19 protein-coding genes are annotated in these 19,838 nt (G+C 55.1%); 4 read left to right on the top strand and 15 right to left on the bottom strand.

The window, feature by feature from the left end; genetic code table 11:
• Positions 1-210 precede the first annotated feature (210 nt).
• The 4 genes from hemG to pepQ are packed head-to-tail and all read right to left on the bottom strand — an operon-like array spanning position 211 to position 4,204.
• Positions 211-756 carry a menaquinone-dependent protoporphyrinogen IX dehydrogenase gene (gene hemG / locus AC2FAK_RS21525; RefSeq protein WP_048972348.1) on the bottom strand — a complete coding sequence of 182 codons (546 nt, stop codon included), beginning with the start codon at positions 754-756 and terminating at the stop codon, positions 211-213.
• A gap of 10 nt (positions 757-766) precedes the next feature.
• The gene (gene trkH, locus AC2FAK_RS21520) at positions 767-2,218 is read right to left on the bottom strand and encodes a Trk system potassium transporter TrkH (protein ID WP_013099227.1); all 1,452 of its coding nucleotides are present in this window, start codon (positions 2,216-2,218) and stop codon (positions 767-769) included.
• 40 nt (positions 2,219-2,258) lie between these two features.
• Positions 2,259-2,873, bottom strand: coding sequence for an IMPACT family protein (locus AC2FAK_RS21515; protein WP_013099228.1), 615 nt, complete (start codon positions 2,871-2,873; stop codon positions 2,259-2,261).
• Entirely contained in the window at positions 2,873-4,204 is a 1,332-nt protein-coding gene (gene pepQ, locus AC2FAK_RS21510; RefSeq protein ID WP_095453788.1) for a Xaa-Pro dipeptidase, read from the bottom strand. The genes AC2FAK_RS21515 and pepQ overlap by 1 nt, the downstream gene beginning before the upstream one ends.
• A 190-nt stretch (positions 4,205-4,394) precedes the next feature.
• Between pepQ and fadB the strand changes: the two genes are divergently transcribed.
• Positions 4,395-6,584: a fatty acid oxidation complex subunit alpha FadB gene (fadB, locus tag AC2FAK_RS21505; protein ID WP_013099230.1), complete on the top strand. Its 2,190-nt coding sequence runs from the start codon at positions 4,395-4,397 to the stop codon at positions 6,582-6,584.
• 9 nt (positions 6,585-6,593) lie between these two features.
• The gene (fadA, locus tag AC2FAK_RS21500; RefSeq protein WP_095455729.1) at positions 6,594-7,757 is read left to right on the top strand and encodes an acetyl-CoA C-acyltransferase FadA; all 1,164 of its coding nucleotides are present in this window, start codon (positions 6,594-6,596) and stop codon (positions 7,755-7,757) included.
• A gap of 161 nt (positions 7,758-7,918) precedes the next feature.
• On the opposite strand, the gene fre is transcribed toward fadA, so the two are convergent.
• Positions 7,919-8,620, bottom strand: a complete 702-nt coding sequence (gene fre / locus AC2FAK_RS21495; protein WP_095455728.1) for an NAD(P)H-flavin reductase — start codon at positions 8,618-8,620, stop codon at positions 7,919-7,921.
• Positions 8,621-8,650: 30 nt separating this feature from the next.
• Positions 8,651-10,153: a 4-hydroxy-3-polyprenylbenzoate decarboxylase gene (ubiD, locus tag AC2FAK_RS21490; protein ID WP_161496900.1), complete on the bottom strand. Its 1,503-nt coding sequence runs from the start codon at positions 10,151-10,153 to the stop codon at positions 8,651-8,653.
• A gap of 173 nt (positions 10,154-10,326) precedes the next feature.
• Between ubiD and rfaH the strand changes: the two genes are divergently transcribed.
• Complete coding sequence (gene rfaH / locus AC2FAK_RS21485; RefSeq protein WP_013099234.1) at positions 10,327-10,818, top strand: transcription/translation regulatory transformer protein RfaH; 492 nt, start codon at positions 10,327-10,329, stop codon at positions 10,816-10,818.
• Here rfaH and tatD read toward each other — a convergent pair.
• The 9 genes from tatD to udp all read right to left on the bottom strand — a co-directional run bounded on the left by tatD (position 10,815) and on the right by udp (position 18,724).
• A complete protein-coding gene (gene tatD, locus AC2FAK_RS21480; protein WP_058680740.1) occupies positions 10,815-11,597 on the bottom strand; it encodes a 3'-5' ssDNA/RNA exonuclease TatD in 783 nt (260 codons plus the stop codon). The genes rfaH and tatD overlap by 4 nt on opposite strands.
• 41 nt (positions 11,598-11,638) lie before the next feature.
• A complete protein-coding gene (gene tatC, locus AC2FAK_RS21475) occupies positions 11,639-12,409 on the bottom strand; it encodes a Sec-independent protein translocase subunit TatC (protein ID WP_013099236.1) in 771 nt (256 codons plus the stop codon).
• 2 nt (positions 12,410-12,411) lie between these two features.
• On the bottom strand, positions 12,412-12,954 hold the full coding sequence (tatB, locus tag AC2FAK_RS21470) for a Sec-independent protein translocase protein TatB (RefSeq protein WP_023621768.1): 543 nt from the start codon (positions 12,952-12,954) through the stop codon (positions 12,412-12,414).
• Positions 12,955-12,957: 3 nt separating this feature from the next.
• The gene (gene tatA / locus AC2FAK_RS21465; protein ID WP_013099238.1) at positions 12,958-13,212 is read right to left on the bottom strand and encodes a Sec-independent protein translocase subunit TatA; all 255 of its coding nucleotides are present in this window, start codon (positions 13,210-13,212) and stop codon (positions 12,958-12,960) included.
• Between the two features lie 76 nt (positions 13,213-13,288).
• Positions 13,289-14,929 (bottom strand): ubiquinone biosynthesis regulatory protein kinase UbiB, encoded by a 1,641-nt coding sequence (gene ubiB / locus AC2FAK_RS21460; RefSeq protein ID WP_020688734.1) that lies wholly within the window; start codon positions 14,927-14,929, stop codon positions 13,289-13,291.
• Positions 14,926-15,531, bottom strand: a complete 606-nt coding sequence (gene ubiJ, locus AC2FAK_RS21455; RefSeq protein WP_058680741.1) for a ubiquinone biosynthesis protein UbiJ — start codon at positions 15,529-15,531, stop codon at positions 14,926-14,928. The genes ubiB and ubiJ overlap by 4 nt, the downstream gene beginning before the upstream one ends.
• Positions 15,532-15,544: 13 nt before the next feature.
• Entirely contained in the window at positions 15,545-16,300 is a 756-nt protein-coding gene (ubiE, locus tag AC2FAK_RS21450; RefSeq protein WP_013099241.1) for a bifunctional demethylmenaquinone methyltransferase/2-methoxy-6-polyprenyl-1,4-benzoquinol methylase UbiE, read from the bottom strand.
• 66 nt (positions 16,301-16,366) lie between these two features.
• Positions 16,367-17,824: a DNA recombination protein RmuC gene (gene rmuC, locus AC2FAK_RS21445; RefSeq protein ID WP_058680742.1), complete on the bottom strand. Its 1,458-nt coding sequence runs from the start codon at positions 17,822-17,824 to the stop codon at positions 16,367-16,369.
• A gap of 138 nt (positions 17,825-17,962) precedes the next feature.
• The gene (gene udp, locus AC2FAK_RS21440) at positions 17,963-18,724 is read right to left on the bottom strand and encodes a uridine phosphorylase (RefSeq protein ID WP_003860792.1); all 762 of its coding nucleotides are present in this window, start codon (positions 18,722-18,724) and stop codon (positions 17,963-17,965) included.
• A 255-nt stretch (positions 18,725-18,979) separates the two neighbouring features.
• On the opposite strand from udp, the gene AC2FAK_RS21435 reads away from it, so the two are divergent.
• Complete coding sequence (locus tag AC2FAK_RS21435; protein ID WP_058650621.1) at positions 18,980-19,786, top strand: dienelactone hydrolase family protein; 807 nt, start codon at positions 18,980-18,982, stop codon at positions 19,784-19,786.
• Positions 19,787-19,838 lie beyond the last annotated feature (52 nt).

The raw sequence follows: 19,838 nt of genomic DNA, 5'->3' as shown, positions 1-19,838 counted from the left end.
CAGTGCCGCTTCGTTTTCGCTGCGGCGCGGGGTGTGCATATTACGCTTTCCCGCTTCAGAGTCAAGCGTTTAATTTGCTTTTCTCTGCTGACCCGGCGGCGTGCGTGCCGTTGTTCCGTGTCAGTGGAGGCGCATTATAGGGAGTTATTCTGAAGTGACAAGCACAAAATACAAAAAACTTTTCGTTCGCTCACTTTTCAAACTCCACGCTTAAATACGCCGCGATTCGGGTGATAAATGCGCGATTTCCCGGGCAAAACTGCTCACCTGCGTCCAGTCGGTATAAACCACTTCTTTACGCGTATCGGTTTCACCGCCGGTCATTTTCATAATCAGCCGAATCATAAAGCGGTCATACCAGCGATAGCGGGGATAACGCAGCGCCCCTGCAAAGACGGCACACACGTCTGGCTGCCACGGCGAATTCAGCAAAAACTTGCGCGTGTAGCTGTTGGTCTGCGGTGTACGCTTTTCAGGTTTGCGGGCCACCAGATTGACCGAGTAGAACGCCCCGGGCAGCTTATTGAGCGCTGCCGTATGCTTTTTCACAAAGCGATCCAGCGCAGGATGGAAATGCCCGTAACGGATAGACGCCCCAATCACCACGCGGTCGTAATCCTGCCAGGCGATTTGCTCCGTACGGTTCAGGTTCACCACATCAGAGTAAATGCCCAGCTCTTGTAGTTCAGAAGCCAGATAAGAGGCAATCTCACGCGTTTGCCCGTCTCGCGTAGAGAATAGAATAAGTGTTTTCACCGACGACTCCTTACTCGCGCCAGAATGTTGGGGTGAACAGCACCAGCAGCGTAAAGACCTCAAGACGCCCAAACAGCATATTGGCGATTAGGATCCATTTCGCGACCGGGTTCATACTGGCAAAGTTATCCGCCACGACCCCCAGGCCAGGCCCGAGGTTATTAAGTGTTGCCACAACGGACGCAAAGGCAGAGAAATCATCCACCCCCGTCGCGATGATTGCCAGCATACTGACGATAAAGACCAGGGCATACGCCGAGAAGAATCCCCACACCGCTTCGAGAATACGTTCCGGCAGGGCACGGTTGCCCAGCTTGATGCTATAGACTGCATTCGGGTGAACCAGGCGTTTTAATTCACGGTTCCCCTGCTTGAAGAGCAGCAGAATACGAATCACCTTCAGGCCACCGCCCGTCGACCCTGCGCAACCACCAATAAATGCCGAGCACAGCAGCAGCACAGGCAGGAACAGCGGCCAGCGCGCAATGCTGTCCGTGGTAAAACCTGCGGTTGTCGCCATCGACACCACCTGGAAGAACGCCTGGTTTAGCGTGGTCAACGCCGAGTTATAGACATCATGGAACCAGAGCACCAGCGTACAGATGACCACCAGCGTGAGCTGGACGCCAATAAACATACGGAACTCCGGGTCGCGCCAGTACACCTTCAGGCTACGTCCGCTGAGTAATGAGAAGTGTAGACCGTAGTTACAGCCGGAGATCAGCAGGAAAATAGCAATAATGGTGTTGATCGTTGGACTATCAAAGTAGCCCACGCTGGCATCGTGGGTAGAGAACCCGCCGATGGCGATTGTCGCAAAGCTGTGCCCGATGGCATCGAACGCGGGCATACCGGCAAACCACAGCGCCAGCGCACAGGCAACGGTCAGTAAAACATAAATCAGCCACAGGGTCTTCGCCGTCTCGGCAATACGCGGGCGCATCTTGTTATCTTTCAGTGGCCCCGGCATTTCTGCCCTGTACAACTGCATGCCCCCGACGCCCAGGATAGGAAGGATGGCAACCGCCAGAACAATGATCCCCATACCACCGAACCATTGCAGCATCTGGCGATAAAAGAGAATGGCGTGGGGTAATGAATCCAGCCCAACCAGCGTAGTCGCGCCGGTAGTCGTTAAGCCGGAGAAGGATTCAAAAAAGGCATCCGTGATGCTCAGATTGGGCTGTTCAGAGAAGATAAAGGGCAGCGAACCGACGCTTCCCAGCACCGTCCAGAACAGCACCACAATCAGAAACCCTTCACGTGATTTCAGCTCACCTTTCTGACGACGGTTTGGCCACCACAGCAGCGAGCCAATCGCCAGCGCAACAAAGAAGGTCTGGGTAAATGCCCGCCCCGCGCCGTCCCGGTAGATAAGCGCCACCAGACCTGGGAGAATCATTGTCCCGGAAAAAAGTATGACCAGCAGTCCAACGATTCGGGTTATGGCACGAAAATGCATCTCTGCCGCTTCCTTTGGTATTCAAAAAGTGAGGTGGGGATTATTCTTCAATCGGCAGCAATTGCAACGAACCGCGACTAAAATCCGCCAGTTTTGCCGAAAAAGCAGCCTGTTCAGCCTGAGGAAGCGCCACGCGCAATTGCACCATTGCCTGGTAATCACTGTGTGCAATTACACCGTTAAACTGTTTAAGCAGCGCTTCGACACCCGATAGCTGAGCGTAGTCGCACAACAAAGTATATTCGGTGAGTGGCGTTTTGCGGGTGGTGACCAACATATTAAGCGCCTGCTGTACGCCCCCGCCATACGCTTTCACCAGCCCACCGGTACCTAATAAAATGCCGCCGTAGTAGCGAACAACCACGGCGGTGATTTCACCCACGCCACTGCCCATGAGCTGGGAAAGCATAGGTTTACCGGCAGTACCCGCCGGTTCACCGTCATCAGAAAAACCCAGCTGCTGCGAATCGTCTGGCGGCCCGGCGACCCACGCCACGCAGTGGTGACGGGCGTCGGGATGCGCAGCGCGGACAGACTCAACAAACGCCTTTGCCGCCTCTACGCCATCGGTGTGTGCCAGCAGCGTAATAAAGCGGCTTTTCTTGATTTCTTCAACAAAGGTGACCGGCTCAGCCGGTATCAGCCAACTTTCCATCAGGCCAGCTTCAGGTCTCGCGTCATATTCTCGATACCGTTCTCATGAATCACGACGTTATCTTCGATACGAATACCGCCAAACGGCTTCAGCGCGTCAATTTTTTCCCAGTTGAAGTGCTTGCTGAACTGACCTTCGCGCCATGGCGCTAACAGCGATTCGATAAAGTAGATCCCCGGCTCGATGGTCAGCACCATGCGCGGCTCAAGGATACGCGTGCAGCGCAGGTAAGGATATTTAGACGGCGCGGCGAGGTGCGTGCCGGTATCATCCTGCATAAAGCCCGCAACATCATGAACCTGCAGACCCAGCGGGTGGCCGATACCGTGCGGCATAAAGGGTCCGGTCAGATCGTTTTCGACCATCGCCTCTTCGCTCATGTCTTTCACGATCTGGTGTTTACGCAGCAGTTTAGCGATGCGCTGATGGAACTGGATATGGTAATCCACATAGCTGGTTCCGGCTTTCATGGTGCTGATAAGCGCCAGTTGCTCATCGTTAACGTCTTTAATCAGATGCGCAAAATCGGTATCCGCATTGGCCGCCCAGGTACGGGTCAGGTCAGCCGCGTAGCCGTTGTACTCTGCGCCTGCGTCCAGCAGGAAGCTGCGTATCTCAGACGGCACATGGTGATCCAGTTTGGTGTAATGCAGCACAGAGGCATGCTCATTCAGAGCGACAATGTTGCTGTAAGGCACATCGGTGTCACGGTGACCGGTCGCGGTGAGGTACGCCTGATTGATATCGAACTCGCTCATACCGGACTGGAACGCTTCATGCGCTGCACGGTGACCATTCACCGCCGTTTTTTGCGCTTCACGCATGCAGTAAAGTTCGTAGTCGGTTTTATACGCGCGGTAATAGTGCAGGAAATCCAGCACCCCTTTCGGGTTGAGTTTGTCTGCCGGGATATCCAGACCCAGCGCACGCTCCGGGACCGGGCCAATGTAGGCAATATTGCCACGCGCGGCAGGCAACTGGCTGCCAATACCGTCGGCTTTTGGTAAAGCCATGACGTCCACTTCTTCTGTCCAGAAGCTGGTCGGCAGTGGCTCAACGTTGTGCCAGTAATCGACAGGCAGATAGAACCACAGTTTCGGCTTGTTCACGCCATCCACCAGCAACCAGCAATTTGGCACCTGGGTTACCGGCACCCAGGCCTTAAACTGCGGGTTAACTTTAAACGGATACGCATGGTCGTCCAGAAAGGTATTCATCAGCTCGCCGGAGTGGATTAACAGCGCATCCAGCTTAAAGCGGGCGAGTACATCACGGGTACGTTCCTGTAGGGTAACGATATGATTTTTATAAAGCGAAGCCAGTGAGTCCATCATTCTTCCTTTCGTTTTTTTGACCTCAAGTCCTCGCATCTTAGCACACCTGTCTCCGGCTGCGTGATTTCCACCGACCGTGATCAATGCAGCAATTTCTTAATGAGTAATTTGCATTTTATTAACATAAATCCCACACTCCGACTCATCTGGTATGACCAGATCCACTTGCTGGATTCAGGAGACTGACATGCTCTACAAAGGCGACACCCTGTACCTCAACTGGCTGGAAGATGGCATTGCCGAACTGGTGTTCGATGCCCCCGGCTCAGTCAACAAGCTTGATACCGCGACGGTGGCCAGTCTTGGCCAGGCGCTGGATGTACTTGAAAAACAAACTGATTTAAAGGGGCTGCTGCTGCGCTCGAACAAAGCGGCCTTTATTGTTGGTGCCGATATCACCGAATTTCTTTCACTGTTCCTGGTGCCTGAAGAACAGCTGAGCCAGTGGCTGCACTTTGCCAACAGCGTCTTTAATCGTCTGGAAGATCTGCCTGTCCCGACCCTTTCCGCCGTTAACGGCTACGCGCTGGGCGGCGGCTGTGAATGCGTGCTGGCCACCGACTACCGCCTCGCCACGCCGGACCTGCGCATCGGCCTGCCGGAAACCAAACTGGGCATTATGCCGGGCTTTGGCGGCTCCGTACGTATGCCGCGCATGCTGGGTGCCGACAGCGCGCTGGAAATTATTGCCGCAGGTAAAGATGTTGGCGCAGAGCAGGCGCAAAAAATCGGCCTGGTTGATGGCGTCGTGAAGCCAGAAAAACTGATTGAAGGCTCCCTCGCCATTCTGCGTCAGGCCATTAACGGCGATCTCGACTGGAAGGCCAAACGCCAGCCGAAACTGGAGCCGTTAAAGCTCAGCAAGATTGAAGCAGCCATGAGTTTCACCATCGCCAAGGGCATGGTGATGCAGACGGCGGGTAAACACTACCCGGCGCCGATCACGGCGGTGAAAACCATCGAAGCCGCAGCCCGCTTTGGCCGTGACGAAGCCCTGAAACTCGAAAACCAGAGCTTTGTCCCGCTGGCACACACCAATGAAGCCCGCGCGCTGGTTGGCATCTTCCTCAACGATCAGTTCGTGAAAGGCAAAGCAAAACAACTGACGAAAAACGTTGAGACGCCAAAACATGCGGCGGTACTTGGCGCAGGCATTATGGGCGGCGGCATCGCTTACCAGTCTGCCTGGAAGGGCGTGCCGGTGGTGATGAAAGACATCAGCGAGAAATCCCTGACGCTGGGGATGACCGAAGCGGCCAAGCTGCTCAATAAACAGCTGGAACGCGGCAAAATTGACGGTCTGAAACTCTCAGGCGTGATCTCCACTATCCAGCCCGTACTGGAATACACCGGTTTTGACCGCGTCGATGTGGTGGTTGAGGCCGTGGTAGAGAACCCGAAAGTGAAGAAAGCGGTGCTGGCCGAAACGGAAGAGAAAGTGCGTCCGGAGACCGTACTGGCCTCTAACACCTCGACGATTCCGATTAGCGAGCTGGCAAGCGTCCTGAAGCGCCCGGAAAACTTCTGCGGAATGCATTTCTTCAACCCGGTGCACCGTATGCCACTGGTCGAAGTGATCCGCGGTGAAAAAACCTCTGACGACACCATCGCAAAAGTGGTGGCGTGGGCCAGCAAGATGGGCAAAACCCCGATCGTGGTCAACGACTGCCCGGGCTTCTTCGTCAACCGCGTACTGTTCCCTTACTTCGCGGGTTTCAGCCAGCTGCTGCGCGACGGCGCGGACTTCCGCAAAGTCGACAAAGTGATGGAAAAACAGTTCGGCTGGCCGATGGGGCCGGCGTATCTGCTGGATGTGGTTGGCATTGATACCGCGCATCACGCGCAAGCGGTTATGGCGGCGGGCTTCCCACAGCGCATGCAGAAAGATTATCGCGATGCGATTGACGCCCTGTTTGACGCCAACCGCTTTGGTCAGAAAAACGGTCTGGGCTTCTGGCGCTATAAAGAAGACAGCAAAGGCAAACCGAAGAAAGAAGAAGATCCGGCGGTGGATAGCCTGCTGGCCGGGGTTAGCCAGCCAAAACGTGACTTCACGGACGATGAAATCATCGCCCGGATGATGATTCCGATGATCAACGAAGTGGTGCGTTGCCTGGAAGAAGGCATTATCGCCAGTCCGGCAGAAGCCGATATGGCGCTGGTCTATGGCCTGGGCTTCCCTCCGTTCCACGGCGGCGCGTTCCGCTGGCTGGATACGCTCGGCAGCGCCCGCTATCTCGATATGGTGCAGCAGTATCAGCACCTCGGCCCGCTGTATGACGTGCCGGAAGGGCTGCGTAATAAAGCGCGCCATAACGAATCCTATTACCCAGCAGTTGAGCCAGCCCGTCCGGTTGGCGAGCTGAAAACGGCTTAAGGAGTCACAATGGAAAAGGTTGTCATTGTTGATGCGATTCGCACCCCGATGGGCCGTTCAAAAGGCGGCGCATTCCGTAACGTGCGTGCAGAGGATCTCTCAGCGCACCTGATGCGTAGCCTGCTGGCGCGCAATCCGGCGCTGGACCCGGCTGCGCTCGACGATATCTACTGGGGCTGTGTGCAACAGACGCTTGAGCAGGGCTTCAATATCGCCCGCAATGCTTCGCTGCTGGCGGAGATCCCACATTCGGTGCCGGCAGTTACCGTCAACCGTCTGTGCGGCTCCTCAATGCAGGCACTGCATGATGCGGCGCGTATGATCATGACCGGTGACGCGCAGGCCTGCCTGGTCGGCGGCGTGGAGCACATGGGTCATGTGCCAATGAGCCACGGGGTCGATTTCCACCCGGGCATGAGCCGTAACGTAGCGAAAGCCGCAGGAATGATGGGCCTGACCGCTGAAATGCTGTCCCGCCTGCACGGAATTAGCCGTGAAATGCAGGATACCTTCGCCGCGCGTTCTCATGCTCGTGCATGGACCGCCACGCAATCCGGCGCGTTTAAGAATGAGATCATCCCGACCGGCGGCCATGATGCTGATGGCGTTCTGAAGCAGTTCAGCTACGACGAAGTGATCCGCCCGGAAACCACCGTTGAAGCGCTATCCACCCTGCGTCCGGCGTTTGACCCGGTCACCGGTACGGTCACGGCAGGTACCTCGTCGGCGCTGTCTGACGGAGCGGCCGCGATGCTGGTAATGAGCGAAAGCCGCGCCCGCGAGCTGGGGTTAACGCCTCGCGCCCGGGTGCGCTCAATGGCGGTGGTAGGCTGCGATCCTTCTATCATGGGTTACGGCCCGGTTCCGGCCTCGAAGCTGGCGCTGAAGAAAGCGGGATTGACCACCAGTGATATCGACGTGTTCGAGATGAACGAAGCCTTCGCCGCGCAGATCCTGCCGTGCATTAAAGATCTGGGGCTGATGGAGCAGATCGACGAGAAAATTAACCTCAACGGCGGCGCGATCGCCCTCGGTCACCCGCTGGGCTGCTCCGGGGCGCGTATCAGCACAACGCTGATTAACCTGATGGAACGCAAAGACGCGCAGTTTGGTCTGGCAACGATGTGTATTGGGTTGGGTCAGGGTATCGCAACGGTGTTTGAGAGAGTGTAAGGCTATAACGTAGGCCCGATAAGCGTCGCGCCATCGGGCTTTTGCCGGGAGGCGCTGCGCTTTCCCGGCCTACGAGAGGTACCTCGCCGCAAGTGACGCCATTTGCGAAGAGAGACAGTTTAGTTGCCGTTCTTCCCGCCTGTCAGGGGCGGGTTTTTTATTTAGATAAACGCAAAAGCATCGCCAAACAGACGATCTTCACGCGCATCACGTTCGTTACAGAACAGGTCACGGGCAATTTTCGCCATCTCAAAGCGGCCAGCGATATAGATATCGTGCCCTGCCAGCGTGCCATGATCCTGCAGTACCGCCGTCAGCACTGTGCCGCTACGCCCACGCCAGCCCTCTTCCGGCTGCTCAACCACCGGTTCAACACGCAGGTGGGGATGGTTAACGCTCAGCGCTTCAAGCTCAGAGAGATCGTAGAGATGTTTCTCTTCGCGGCCACCCCAGTAGATAGTGATATCACGGTTCGGGTTACGCGCCAGGGCCGTCAACAGAATAGAGCGCACGTAGGAGAAGCCTGTACCACCGGCAATCAGGATCAGCGGACGGTCTTCATCATCGCGCAGCCACGCTTCACCGTGTGGAATATCCACTACGATTTCGCGTTCCTTCAGGATCCGATCCATCACCGCCATCGCATACAGGTTAAGCTCTGACGCACCAATATGAAGCTCAATAAATTCCTGCTCCGCTGGCGTTGAGGCCATAGAGAAAGGACGCTTATCACGTTCATCCATCACGACCATCAGGTACTGACCAGCACGGAAAGAGAATGCCGCTTCAGGCACTAAACGGACGCGATATACGGTGTCGGTGATAGCATCTACCGAGGTCACTTTACAGCTTAAGGTTGTCATTCGCTCTCTCTGTCGGGAAGTCTATAGGGCTTAACGGTCAGCCTGCGGTTTACCGTTATTCATTATGGCCAGTTCGTCCCAGATCGCGTCAATTCGCGCGGTCACAGCAGGATCTTTCTTGATCGGGCGACCCCATTCACGGTCGGTTTCGCCAGGCCATTTATTTGTGGCATCCAGTCCCATTTTTGAGCCAAGACCGGAGACCGGCGAGGCAAAATCCAGATAATCTATCGGCGTGTTTTCCACTAACACCGTATCGCGCGCCGGATCCATTCGCGTGGTAATGGCCCAGATAACATCATTCCAGTCGCGGGCGTTAACGTCATCATCGCAGACAATCACAAATTTGGTATACATAAACTGGCGCAGGAAAGACCATACGCCCATCATCACGCGTTTAGCGTGACCAGGATACTGCTTCTTCATTGTGACCACCGCCAGGCGATACGAGCATCCTTCCGGCGGCAGATAGAAATCAACAATTTCCGGGAACTGCTTTTGCAGGATCGGCACAAACACTTCATTCAGCGCCACACCCAGTACTGCAGGTTCATCCGGTGGACGTCCGGTATAGGTGGAGTGATAAATCGCATCTTCACGCTGGGTAATGTGCGTGACGGTAAACACCGGGAAGTTATCCACTTCGTTATAATAGCCCGTGTGGTCACCGTACGGGCCTTCGGGTGCCAGCTCGCCCTGTTCAATGTAACCTTCCAGGACAATCTCTGCACTCGCGGGCACTTCGAGGTCGTTAGAGATACACTTCACGACTTCCGTTTTGGTGCCACGCAGCAGTCCTGCAAAGGCATATTCAGAGAGTGTATCCGGCACTGGCGTTACCGCGCCCAGAATGGTGGCGGGGTCGGCCCCTAACGCAACTGAGACCGGAAAACGCTCGCCCGGGTGTGCAGCACACCACTCCTGGAAATCCAGCGCGCCGCCGCGATGCGACAGCCAGCGCATGATGAGCTTATTCTTGCCAATCAGCTGCTGGCGGTAAATACCCAGATTTTGACGCTCTTTATGCGGCCCGCGTGTGACGGTGAGCCCCCACGTAATGAGTGGCGCGGCATCTTCAGGCCAGCACTGCATGATCGGGATTTTGGTCAGATCTACCGCATCCCCTTCCAGCACTTTCTGCTGGCACGGCGCGCCGCGCAGACGTTTGGTTGGCATGTTCAGCACCTGCTTAAACTGCGGCAGCTTGTCGAACAGATCGCGGAAGCCTTTCGGTGGCTCCGGCTCTTTCAGAAACGCCAGCAGTTTACCCACTTCACGTAACGCTGTGACGTCCTCCTGGCCCATGCCCAACGCCACACGGCGAGGGGTTCCAAACAGGTTGCACAGCACCGGCATTGAATAACCCTTCGGGTTTTCAAACAGAAGCGCCGGGCCACCGGCACGCAGGGTGCGGTCAGCAATTTCTGTCATTTCCAGATAAGGATCGACAGGAAGCGTAATGCGTTTGAGTTCGCCCTGCTTTTCCAGCAGCGTCAGGAAGTCGCGGAGATCGTGGTATTTCATGCAGTTAATCATGGCCTCTCTGTAAGCGCTTCATTATACGGCGTAAGCCTGCGTGATGCTGTAATTTTGTTAAATTAGCGTGAACTTCTGCATCCTGTTCCCTTTTCGGCCATTATAATCAACTTAGCGATCCCGCCAGGGTTTTGATATGCTTGCGCCCGAAACTAAGGGAAAGAGTGATTATGCAGGCCTGGTATTTACTGTATTGCAAACGCGGGCAACTTCAGCGCGCGCAGGAACATTTAGAACGTCAGTCTGTAAATTGCCTGACACCCGTGATCACGCTTGAAAAAATGCAGCGCGGGAAGCGCACAACCGTCAGTGAGCCGCTATTTCCGAACTATTTGTTCGTGGAATTCGACCCGGAAGTGATCCACACCACCACCATCAGCGCCACGCGCGGCGTCAGCCATTTTGTTCGTTTTGGTGCGCACCCGGCAACGGTGCCGTCGACGGTGATCCATCAGCTTTCGGTTTATCAACAACCTGAAGATATTACCGACCCGGAAACCCCGTACGCGGGAGACAGTGTCGTCATCACCGAAGGTGCCTTCGAAGGCCTGCAGGCGATTTTCGCCGAGCCGGACGGTGAAGCACGCTCCATGTTATTGCTCAATCTGCTTAATAAGCAGGTGCTACAAAGCGTGAAAAACACCGACTTCCGCAAAGTTTAAAAATCAATGCCAAACAGGCGACGCACGTTGTCATCCGTCTGCGTAGATAACCCGTGCGGATCCTCTCCGCGCCACTGCGCCACGCTCGTGACAATATGCCCCAGCCACGCCGGTTCGTTACGTCGCGATGCCGGTTTTGGTTTCATATCACGCGGCAATAAATAAGGCGCGTCGGTTTCGAAGAGCAACTGGTCGGCCGGGATCACCGGCAACAGTTCACGAAGCTCCAGCCCGCGGCGTTCATCGCACACCCAGCCGGTAATCCCCAAATAAAGCCCACGATCCAGACAGTCCAGCGCCTCCTGACGTGAACCGGTAAAACAGTGCAGCACCGCGCCTGGCAGTTTATCCAGCCAGGGATCCAGCAGCGCGAGGAAGCGCTCATGCGCGTCGCGACAGTGCATAAACACCGGCATTTCAAGCTCGGCCGCCAGGGCAAGTTGCGCCGTAAACGCTTTTTCCTGCTCGGCAGGGGTGGAAAAATTACGGTTGAAATCGAGCCCACATTCCCCGATAGCCACCACTTCGGCAGTTTTCGCCAGCCTGTGAATGATTTCAGCGCTCTCCGACGTCCACTGGCTGCTGTCATGAGGATGCACGCCCGCCGTAGACCAGCAGCGATCGTAGCGTTGGGCCAGCTGTTGCGCCTGCTCGCTTTCATGCAGGTTGGTGCCTGTCAGCAGCAGCCCTTTTACGCCGGCGGCAAACGCGCGCGCCACGACGTCGTCGCGATCTTTCGCAAACTGTGAACTGGTCAGGTTAAGTCCAATATCAAACATGCAATTCCCCATATGACAACCGCCCTGACGGGCGGCTGGTTTTACTCTTCAGTGCTCTTTTCAGAGACGTCGTCTTCGTCCTCTGACCGACGCCCTTTCCCCACATAGAAACGTGAGAAGAAGACGCCTACCTCAAACAGACAGTACATCGGTATGGCCAGCAGCGTTTGCGAGAAGACATCGGGCGGCGTCAGCAGCATGCCGACCACAAATGCGCCGACCAGAATATACGGACGCTTTTTACGCAGGTCTTCTGGTGTGGTTACACCCACCCAGCAAAGCAGCACAATCGCAACCGGCACTTCGAACGCCACGCCGAATGCCATAAACAGCGCCATCACAAAGCTGAGGTAGCTGGCAATATCGGTCGACACCTGTACCCCTTCCGGCGCGGTATGCGTCAGGAAGCCAAAAGCCAGCGGGAAGACCACGAAATAGGCAAACGCCATGCCGATATAGAACAACAGCGAGCTGGAGACCAGCAGTGGGATCACCAGTTTGCGTTCATGCTTATACAGCGCTGGCGCCACAAACGCCCAGATCTGATACAGCAGGATGGGTGCAGAAGCGATCAACGATACCCAGAACGTGAGCTTAATGGGCGTAAAGAACGGCGAAGCAACGTCCGTCGCGATCATCGTTGCGCCCAGCGGCATCTGCTTTATCAGCGGCGCGGAGACAACCTGGTAGATGTCATTGGCGAAATAAACCAGGCATAAGAAAATAACGAAAACCGCAATAATGCAGTTTAACAGGCGCTTACGCAGCTCAATGAGGTGCGTAATGAGCGGTTGAGTATCATCTACTGCCATGTTTACGCTTTATCACTCGACGAGGGGGATGATTCGGTAACAGGCGCGGCGGGCTTTGCTTCAGCCGCGTTGACCACAGGGTCTTCCGGCTGCGCCTGTTTTTTCAGTTCAGGTTCCTGCGGCGTATGTTCAGGCGCGGTGGCCTGATGCTCCGCGCTGGCAGGCGTTACGCCCTCGCGCTGCGCTTCACTGTTCTTCACCACCGGGTTATGGATGGTGTTCGCTTCATCGCTCGCTTTTTCAGGATCGTTAACGCTGTAGGAGCGCTTCATGGATTCTGCCGCTTCGCGCAGTTCATCCATGGAGGCTTTCAGTTCCGGCGTCAGGTTATCCATGCTCGCCTTCTCAACCTTTTTCAGGCTTTCCTGAAACTCTTGCAGCTTAAGTTCCTGCGCCAGCTCGTTCTGTACGGTGGATGCCAGCGAACGAAGCGCACGCACCCACCCCACAACCGTTTTGACTGCAACGGGTAAACGCTGTGGCCCCAGCACGATGAGGCCAATCACAAAGACCAGCAGCAGCTCACTAAAACCAATGTCGAACACGACTTACACCTGCTCTTTATCGTGGCGTTTAGCGTCTTCCTTTTTGGCATCTTCTTGCTTGTCGGAGATGGATTTAGCAGTAAAGTCAGCGTCCTGGCTGGTTTTATCCTGCTTGCTCTCATCATCGCTCATTGCTTTCTTGAAGCCTTTGATAGACGCGCCCAGATCGGAACCGATAGAACCGAGCTTTTTGGTGCCAAACAGCAGCACGACGATGACGGCAATAATGACTAATTGCCAGATACTGATACCACCCATACATATTCCTCAGAGATAGATGATTAATTAGTCAGACCGCATTATACGTATGCGACCTGGTGATAGCGATGCCTGTTCAGCGCGTCTTTCTCCAGCCAACGAACCAGACCACTATTCCGGCAGCCATTAGCCAGGCGGGCATCATCTGCCAGTCCGGACGGTTGATTAACAACAACGTACCACTGAGCAGCAGGGTTGCGCCAATGCCAAACAGATAGCGAGACTGGCCCTGGCGTACGCGGTTCGACTGAAGCTCGTGGGCGATTTTATCCATGCTGAGCTGAAGGTTCTTGCTCTGACGCAAACTGTCATACACCAGTTCAGGAAGTTCCGGCATTTTTTCAACCCAGAACGGGGCTTTCTCTTTGAAAGCCCGCACCAGAGCCGGAATGCCAACCTGATCCTTAATCCAGGATTCCAGGAACGGTTTCGCGGTCTTCCACAAGTCTAACTGAGGATAGAGCTGTCGACCTACACCTTCAACGTAAAGTAATGTTTTCTGAAGTAAAACAAGCTGTGGCTGCACTTCCATATTGAAGCGGCGAGCGGTGTTAAACAGATTCAGCAAAACGTGACCGAACGAGATTTCCGCCAGCGGTTTTTCAAAAATCGGTTCACAGACGGTACGGATGGCAAACTCAAACTCTTCGACATTGGTGTCCGGCGGAACCCAACCTGAGTCAACATGCAATTCAGCCACTTTACGGTAGTCGCGATTAAAGAAGGCGATAAAATTCTCCGCCAGATAACGCTTATCTTCTTTATTGAGCGAGCCGACAATACCGCAATCAATGCCGATATATTGCGGGTCGTCCGGATGCTCATAGCTCACAAAGATATTGCCCGGATGCATGTCTGCGTGGAAAAAGCTGTCGCGGAAGACCTGAGTAAAGAAGACCTGTACGCCACGTTCGGCCAGCAGCTTCATGTTCGTTCCCTGTTTCTCCAGGGCCACGACATCCGAGACGGGAATACCGTAAATACGTTCCATGACCATCATGTTCTGGCTGCAGTAGTCAGAATAGACTTCAGGAACATACAGCATCGGGCTGTTTTCAAAATTACGCCGTAGCTGAATGGCGTTTGCCGATTCGCGCAGCAGGTTTAGCTCATCGATCAGCGTTTTTTCATATTCCCGTACCACTTCCAGCGGGCGCAGGCGGCGTCCGTCAGGGAGCAGACGCGGAACCCAGCGCGCCAGACGATAGATAAGCTTCATGTCCGCTTTGATGATCGGCAGAATATCCGGGCGGATAACTTTGATAACGACTTCTTTGCCATTCTCTTTCAGACGCGCGGTATGCACCTGGGCAATGGAGGCAGAAGCCAGCGGCTGAATGTCGAAATCGTCGAACCAGGTCTCAACAGGAATATTGCCCATCGCCTCTTCGATCTGTTTTTTCGCGCGCACGCCGTCAAACGGGGCCACACGATCCTGCAGCAGTGCCAGCTGATCGGCAATCTGAGGCGGGAAAAGATCGCGACGGGTCGAGAGCATTTGGCCGAACTTAATCCATACCGGGCCCAGCTCCTGTAGCGCCAGACGCAGGCGTTCACCCAGCGGCTGTCCTTTGTGGCGATTAGGCATCCAGAACAACATCCGCCGCCAGATACGAAGCGGCAGCGTGATACGCATTTTGGGGATAAGCTCGTCGAGCCCGTAACTCAAAAAGGTGTGGACGATAAAATAGAGGCGCCGAATTTCACCAGGCGTCATTTGCCCTCCAGTTTTTCCAGCCGTTTGGTTAACGCATCAACCGCACGTTCAACAGCCGCAGTCTCTTCCGCGAACCAGGCCACTTCCAGCGGTCCAGGGGCCATACGCCACTCTTCAGTCAGCACTTCTGCCGCATAGCGCTGCTGACGTTGCAGGCTTTTACGCAGGAAGGCGGTACCACCATGCAGGGCTTTGCCGATCCCTTCCGCTGCAATGTCGCCAATAAACGGGGCAAGCAGTTCCGCCGGGTCAAACTCGGCCAGATCGCTGAGCGCAACGAAATTTTGTACGACCTGAAGGTCGCCTTCCACTTCCAGCTCACCGCTGCGGATCAGCGCCGTTAGTTGCTGGCGGTCACGCAGTTTTGGCAGCACGCTCATGCGCGTGATGACAGAGCAATCGGCGTCTCCTTCCCACTCCCCCAGAACATCAAGCTGGCGTTCGCTGAAGACCAGCACAAGCGGCGTCGAGAACTCTTTTAAAACGATCCGCAATACCTTCCCGTTAAGTCGCTGCCGCGCGGCTTTTAGCGCTGGCGCACGATAGAGAAAGGCATTCAGTACATTCTCGATGCCTGCGGTGACTAAGGGTTTAAAGGGCACAGGACACCTCCACTCAGAACTTATAACCGCGATGCAGTGCGACGACACCCGCCGTCATGTTGAAATACTCAACGTTTTCAAACGCCGCATCCTGCATCATGGCCTTCAGGGTGTCCTGATCCGGGTGCATGCGAATGGATTCCGCCAGATAGCGGTAGCTTTCTGCGTCGTTTGCCACCAGCTCGCCAATACGCGGCAGAACATGGAATGAATAGGCGTCGTAGGCTTTGCTCAGTGGCTCGATAATCGGTTTGGAGAACTCAAGCACCAGCAGACGTCCGCCCGGCTTCAGCACGCGATACATTGAGCGCAGTGCTTTTTCTTTATCGGTGACGTTACGCAGGCCAAAAGAGATAGTGATGCAGTCAAAGGTATTGTCCGGGAACGGCAGTGCCTCGGCGTTTGCCTGCACATATTCCACATTCCCCACCACGCCGATGTTACGCAGCTTCTCACGCCCCATTTTCAGCATGGAGTCGTTAATATCAGCCAGAACAACACGCCCGGTTTCACCCACCAGACGGGAGAATTTCGCGGTCAAATCGCCCGTGCCGCCGGCAAGGTCCAGTACCGTTTGTCCACGACGCACACCGCTGCAGTCGATGGTGAAGCGCTTCCACAAGCGATGAATGCCGAATGACATCAAGTCATTCATCACATCGTACTTCGCCGCCACGGAATGAAATACGTGGGCCACCATGTCAGCTTTCTGCGCTTTGGCGACAGTCTGAAAGCCAAAGTGCGTTGTGTCTTGTGAATCGTCAACCATCTCAGAGCCTGCTTATCAGTAAAATGTTCGTGAAGTGTAACAGATTGGGCGCGTTTGCCCTACGTTTCAACCACCACGTAAGAAACGCGCCAGATGCGGGTCTGGCGATATCTCTGCCGCTAACTCGTTGTCTTCACTGTCTCTCTTTTGTCCATCAGCGCCTTCGCGCAGGCGAAACTCTTCGTCTTGTGCCGTGGCTTGCTCAACCAGTTCCGGATTAATCTCGCGTTTAACCTCCACCCCCAGGCCGCGGAAGGCTTCAGCTTGCGCCAGCAGATTACCCCGCCCGGAGGCGAGTTTTTTCATCGCCTGGCGGTAGTTGTCCTGCGCGCGGTCCAGGCTTTGCCCGACCGAGGACATATCATCCACAAAGAGGCGCATTTTGTCGTACAGCTTGCTGGCGCGATCGGCAATCTGCTGCGCGTTGCGGCTCTGATGTTCATAGCGCCACAGGTTGGCAATGGTGCGTAACGCCACCAGCAGCGTGGTGGGGCTGACCAGCATAATGTTGTTTTTCAGCGCTTCAGTTATCAGTTCCGGCTGTCTGTCGAGTGCCAGCAGAAAAGCAGGCTCTACCGGGATAAACATCAGAACATAGTCAAGCGAGCGCAAACCCGGCAACTGCTGATAGTCTTTTCTGCCCAGCAGACGAATATGGTTCCGCACGGAGGCAATGTGCTCCTGCAACGCCGATTCGCGGGTGTAGTCATCCTCCGCATTGAAGTAACGCTCATAGGCCACCAGCGTCATTTTGGCATCAATCACCACATCTTTACCCTGCGGCAGACGCACAATGACATCTGGCTGCATTCGCGAGCGGGCGTCGTTTTCTATGCTGACCTGGGTTTCGTATTCATACCCTTCGCGCAGTCCAGAGGCTTCCAGCACCCGCGTCAGGACGACTTCACCCCAGTTACCCTGCGTTTTGTTATCCCCTTTCAGGGCGCGGGTCAGGTTGACCGCTTCCTGCGCCATTTGTGCATTCAACTGCTGCAGATTACGAATTTCGTGTGCCAGGGTGTGCCGCTCGCGGGCCTCCTGACCAAAGCTGTCCTGCACCTGACGACGGAAACCGTCCAGTTGCTCACGCAGAGGCGTCAGGAGACTGTTCAGACTCTGGCGGTTTTGTTCGTCAACGCGGCGGTTGCTGTGCTCAAAAATGCGGTTCGCGAGATTCTCAAACTGTTCGCTGAGGCGCTGCTCGCTGTTCATCATCTGGCGGATTTTGTCTTCCGCATGCAGTTGAGTGGATTCCAGGCGGGTTGTTACTTCACGGAGATCGGCTTCCAGTGAGGTGTTGATATCACGCAGATTGCGCAGTTCGTTGTTGAGTAACTCGCACTCGTCTCGCCAGTGTTCACTCAGCGCAAGTTGCTGTTTTGTCGCGCTTAACTCGGCGACTATCTCTTCACGCTCTGCCAGCTGATCGGCCTTTTGCTGCGCGTGCTGATAGCTGGAAATCAGCCAGCCTATCGCCACGCCCGCGAGCGCAATCACCGCGTAAATCAGAATTGAGAGATCCACAATGCCCCCTGCATCAACGTATTACCGCACAAAATAAGATTGTGCTGTATAAACGTCCAGTTTGAAAGGGTTTTCCTGCGAGGCGCTACGCAAAAAATAAAGGCCGAACGTGTCGGCCTTTGATGTCAGAAGAGAGGATTAGATCAGACGACGGGCCGCTTCAACCACGATTTTTACCGCATGACTTTCGGTTTGTTTCATGGTTTCGGCGTTCGGTATTTCCTGCTGGGTACGGTTGACGATAACCCCCGCCACCATACCGGCACGCAGACCCTGGCTTGCGCACATAGTCAGCAGCGTTGCAGATTCCATTTCATAGTTCATCACGCCCATAGACTGCCACTCTTCCATAGAGCCTTTAAAACGGCTCACCACACGGCCAGAGAAGGTGTCGTAACGCTCCTGACCCGGGTAGAAGGTGTCCGACGAGGCGGTTACGCCCACGTGCGTGGTTGCGCCAACGGATTTCGCTGCTTCAACCAGCGCCGTCGTACATTCAAAATCGGCAACCGCCGGGAATTCCATTGGTGCAAAGTGCAGACTCGCCCCATCCAGACGCACGGACGCGGTAGTCACCAATACATCACCCACGTTGATATGCGGCTGGATCGCACCGGTCGTCCCGATACGCAGGAACGTCCGGATGCCCAGCTGCGCCAGTTCTTCAACGGCAATGGAGGTAGATGGGCCACCGATACCGGTAGAGCACACAATCACGGCCTTACCATCCAGCTCTGCACGCCAGGTGGTGAATTCACGATGGGCTGCCAGCTTAACCGGCTTATCCATCAGCGCGGCGATCTTTTCCACACGCTCAGGATCGCCCGGGACGATCGCGAGCGTAGCCCCTTGTAAATCGTTTTTGGTGAGGCCGAGATGAAAAACATCAGACTTAGACATAGGTGACTCCTCTGTGGGTCGGTTAGTCAGAAGAAGTAAAACGGTACTTTACAGAAGCAATACGCATAATTTCGTGACACATCTCACCATGAATGAAAATGATTGCAGTATATTTCCATAAAAAAGTGATTTACATCACATTAACAAGTTATATCGTGGTGTGCTGCACAAAAGATAGACCGTTTAAGGCACTGTGGGTTGTTAACCTGGTGTCTATATTTACCTTTGCGCTAACTCATTGGTACGGAGAATGCCATGACTGAAAAAACCGGTTTTGCACCTGCTGCGGCTCCGCATGCCTCAACCATCGTCTCAACGCCTGAAGACGCCATTACGGCGGGAGAGACCTCCATTCCCTCGCAGGGGGAAAATATGCCTGCTTACCACGCACGACCAGCATCGGCAGACGGTCCGCTGCCGATCGTGATTGTGGTTCAGGAAATTTTCGGCGTTCATGAACATATTCGCGACCTCTGCCGCCGACTGGCGCTGGAAGGTTACCTGGCCGTTGCGCCAGAGCTCTATTTCCGTCAGGGCGATCCGAACGACTACAGCGATATCCCAACGCTTTTGAGCAACCTGGTCAGTAAAGTGCCGGATGCACAGGTGCTGGCCGATCTGGATCATGTTGCCAACTGGGCGGCGCGTAACGGCGGTGATGCGCATCGCCTGATGATAACGGGGTTCTGCTGGGGCGGACGCATTAGCTGGCTGTATGCCGCGCACAATCCGCAGCTGAAAGCTGCTGTGGCCTGGTACGGTAAACTGGTGGGCGAAAAAACGCTGAACTCGCCAAAACATCCGGTTGATATCGCCACAGACTTAAATGCCCCGGTGCTGGGACTGTACGGTGGTCAGGACACGGGTATTCCACTCGATACGGTAGAGACCATGCGCCATGCGCTACGCGCGGCGAATGCGAAGGCCGACATTGTCGTATACCCGGATGCCGGACACGCGTTTAACGCCGATTATCGCCCGAGCTATCACGCGGAGTCAGCCAAAGATGGCTGGCAGCGGATGCTGGCGTGGTTTAGCCACTACGGCGGCAAGAAAGCGTAAACATAAAAGCCCGGTGGCGGCGATGCCTTACCGGGCTACATAATGGGATCGA

This window comes from Enterobacter cloacae complex sp. 394F7, from assembly GCF_057320385.1.
The sequence above is the reverse complement of the archived record's forward strand: the minus strand, read 5'-3'. Positions and strand labels throughout refer to the sequence as shown.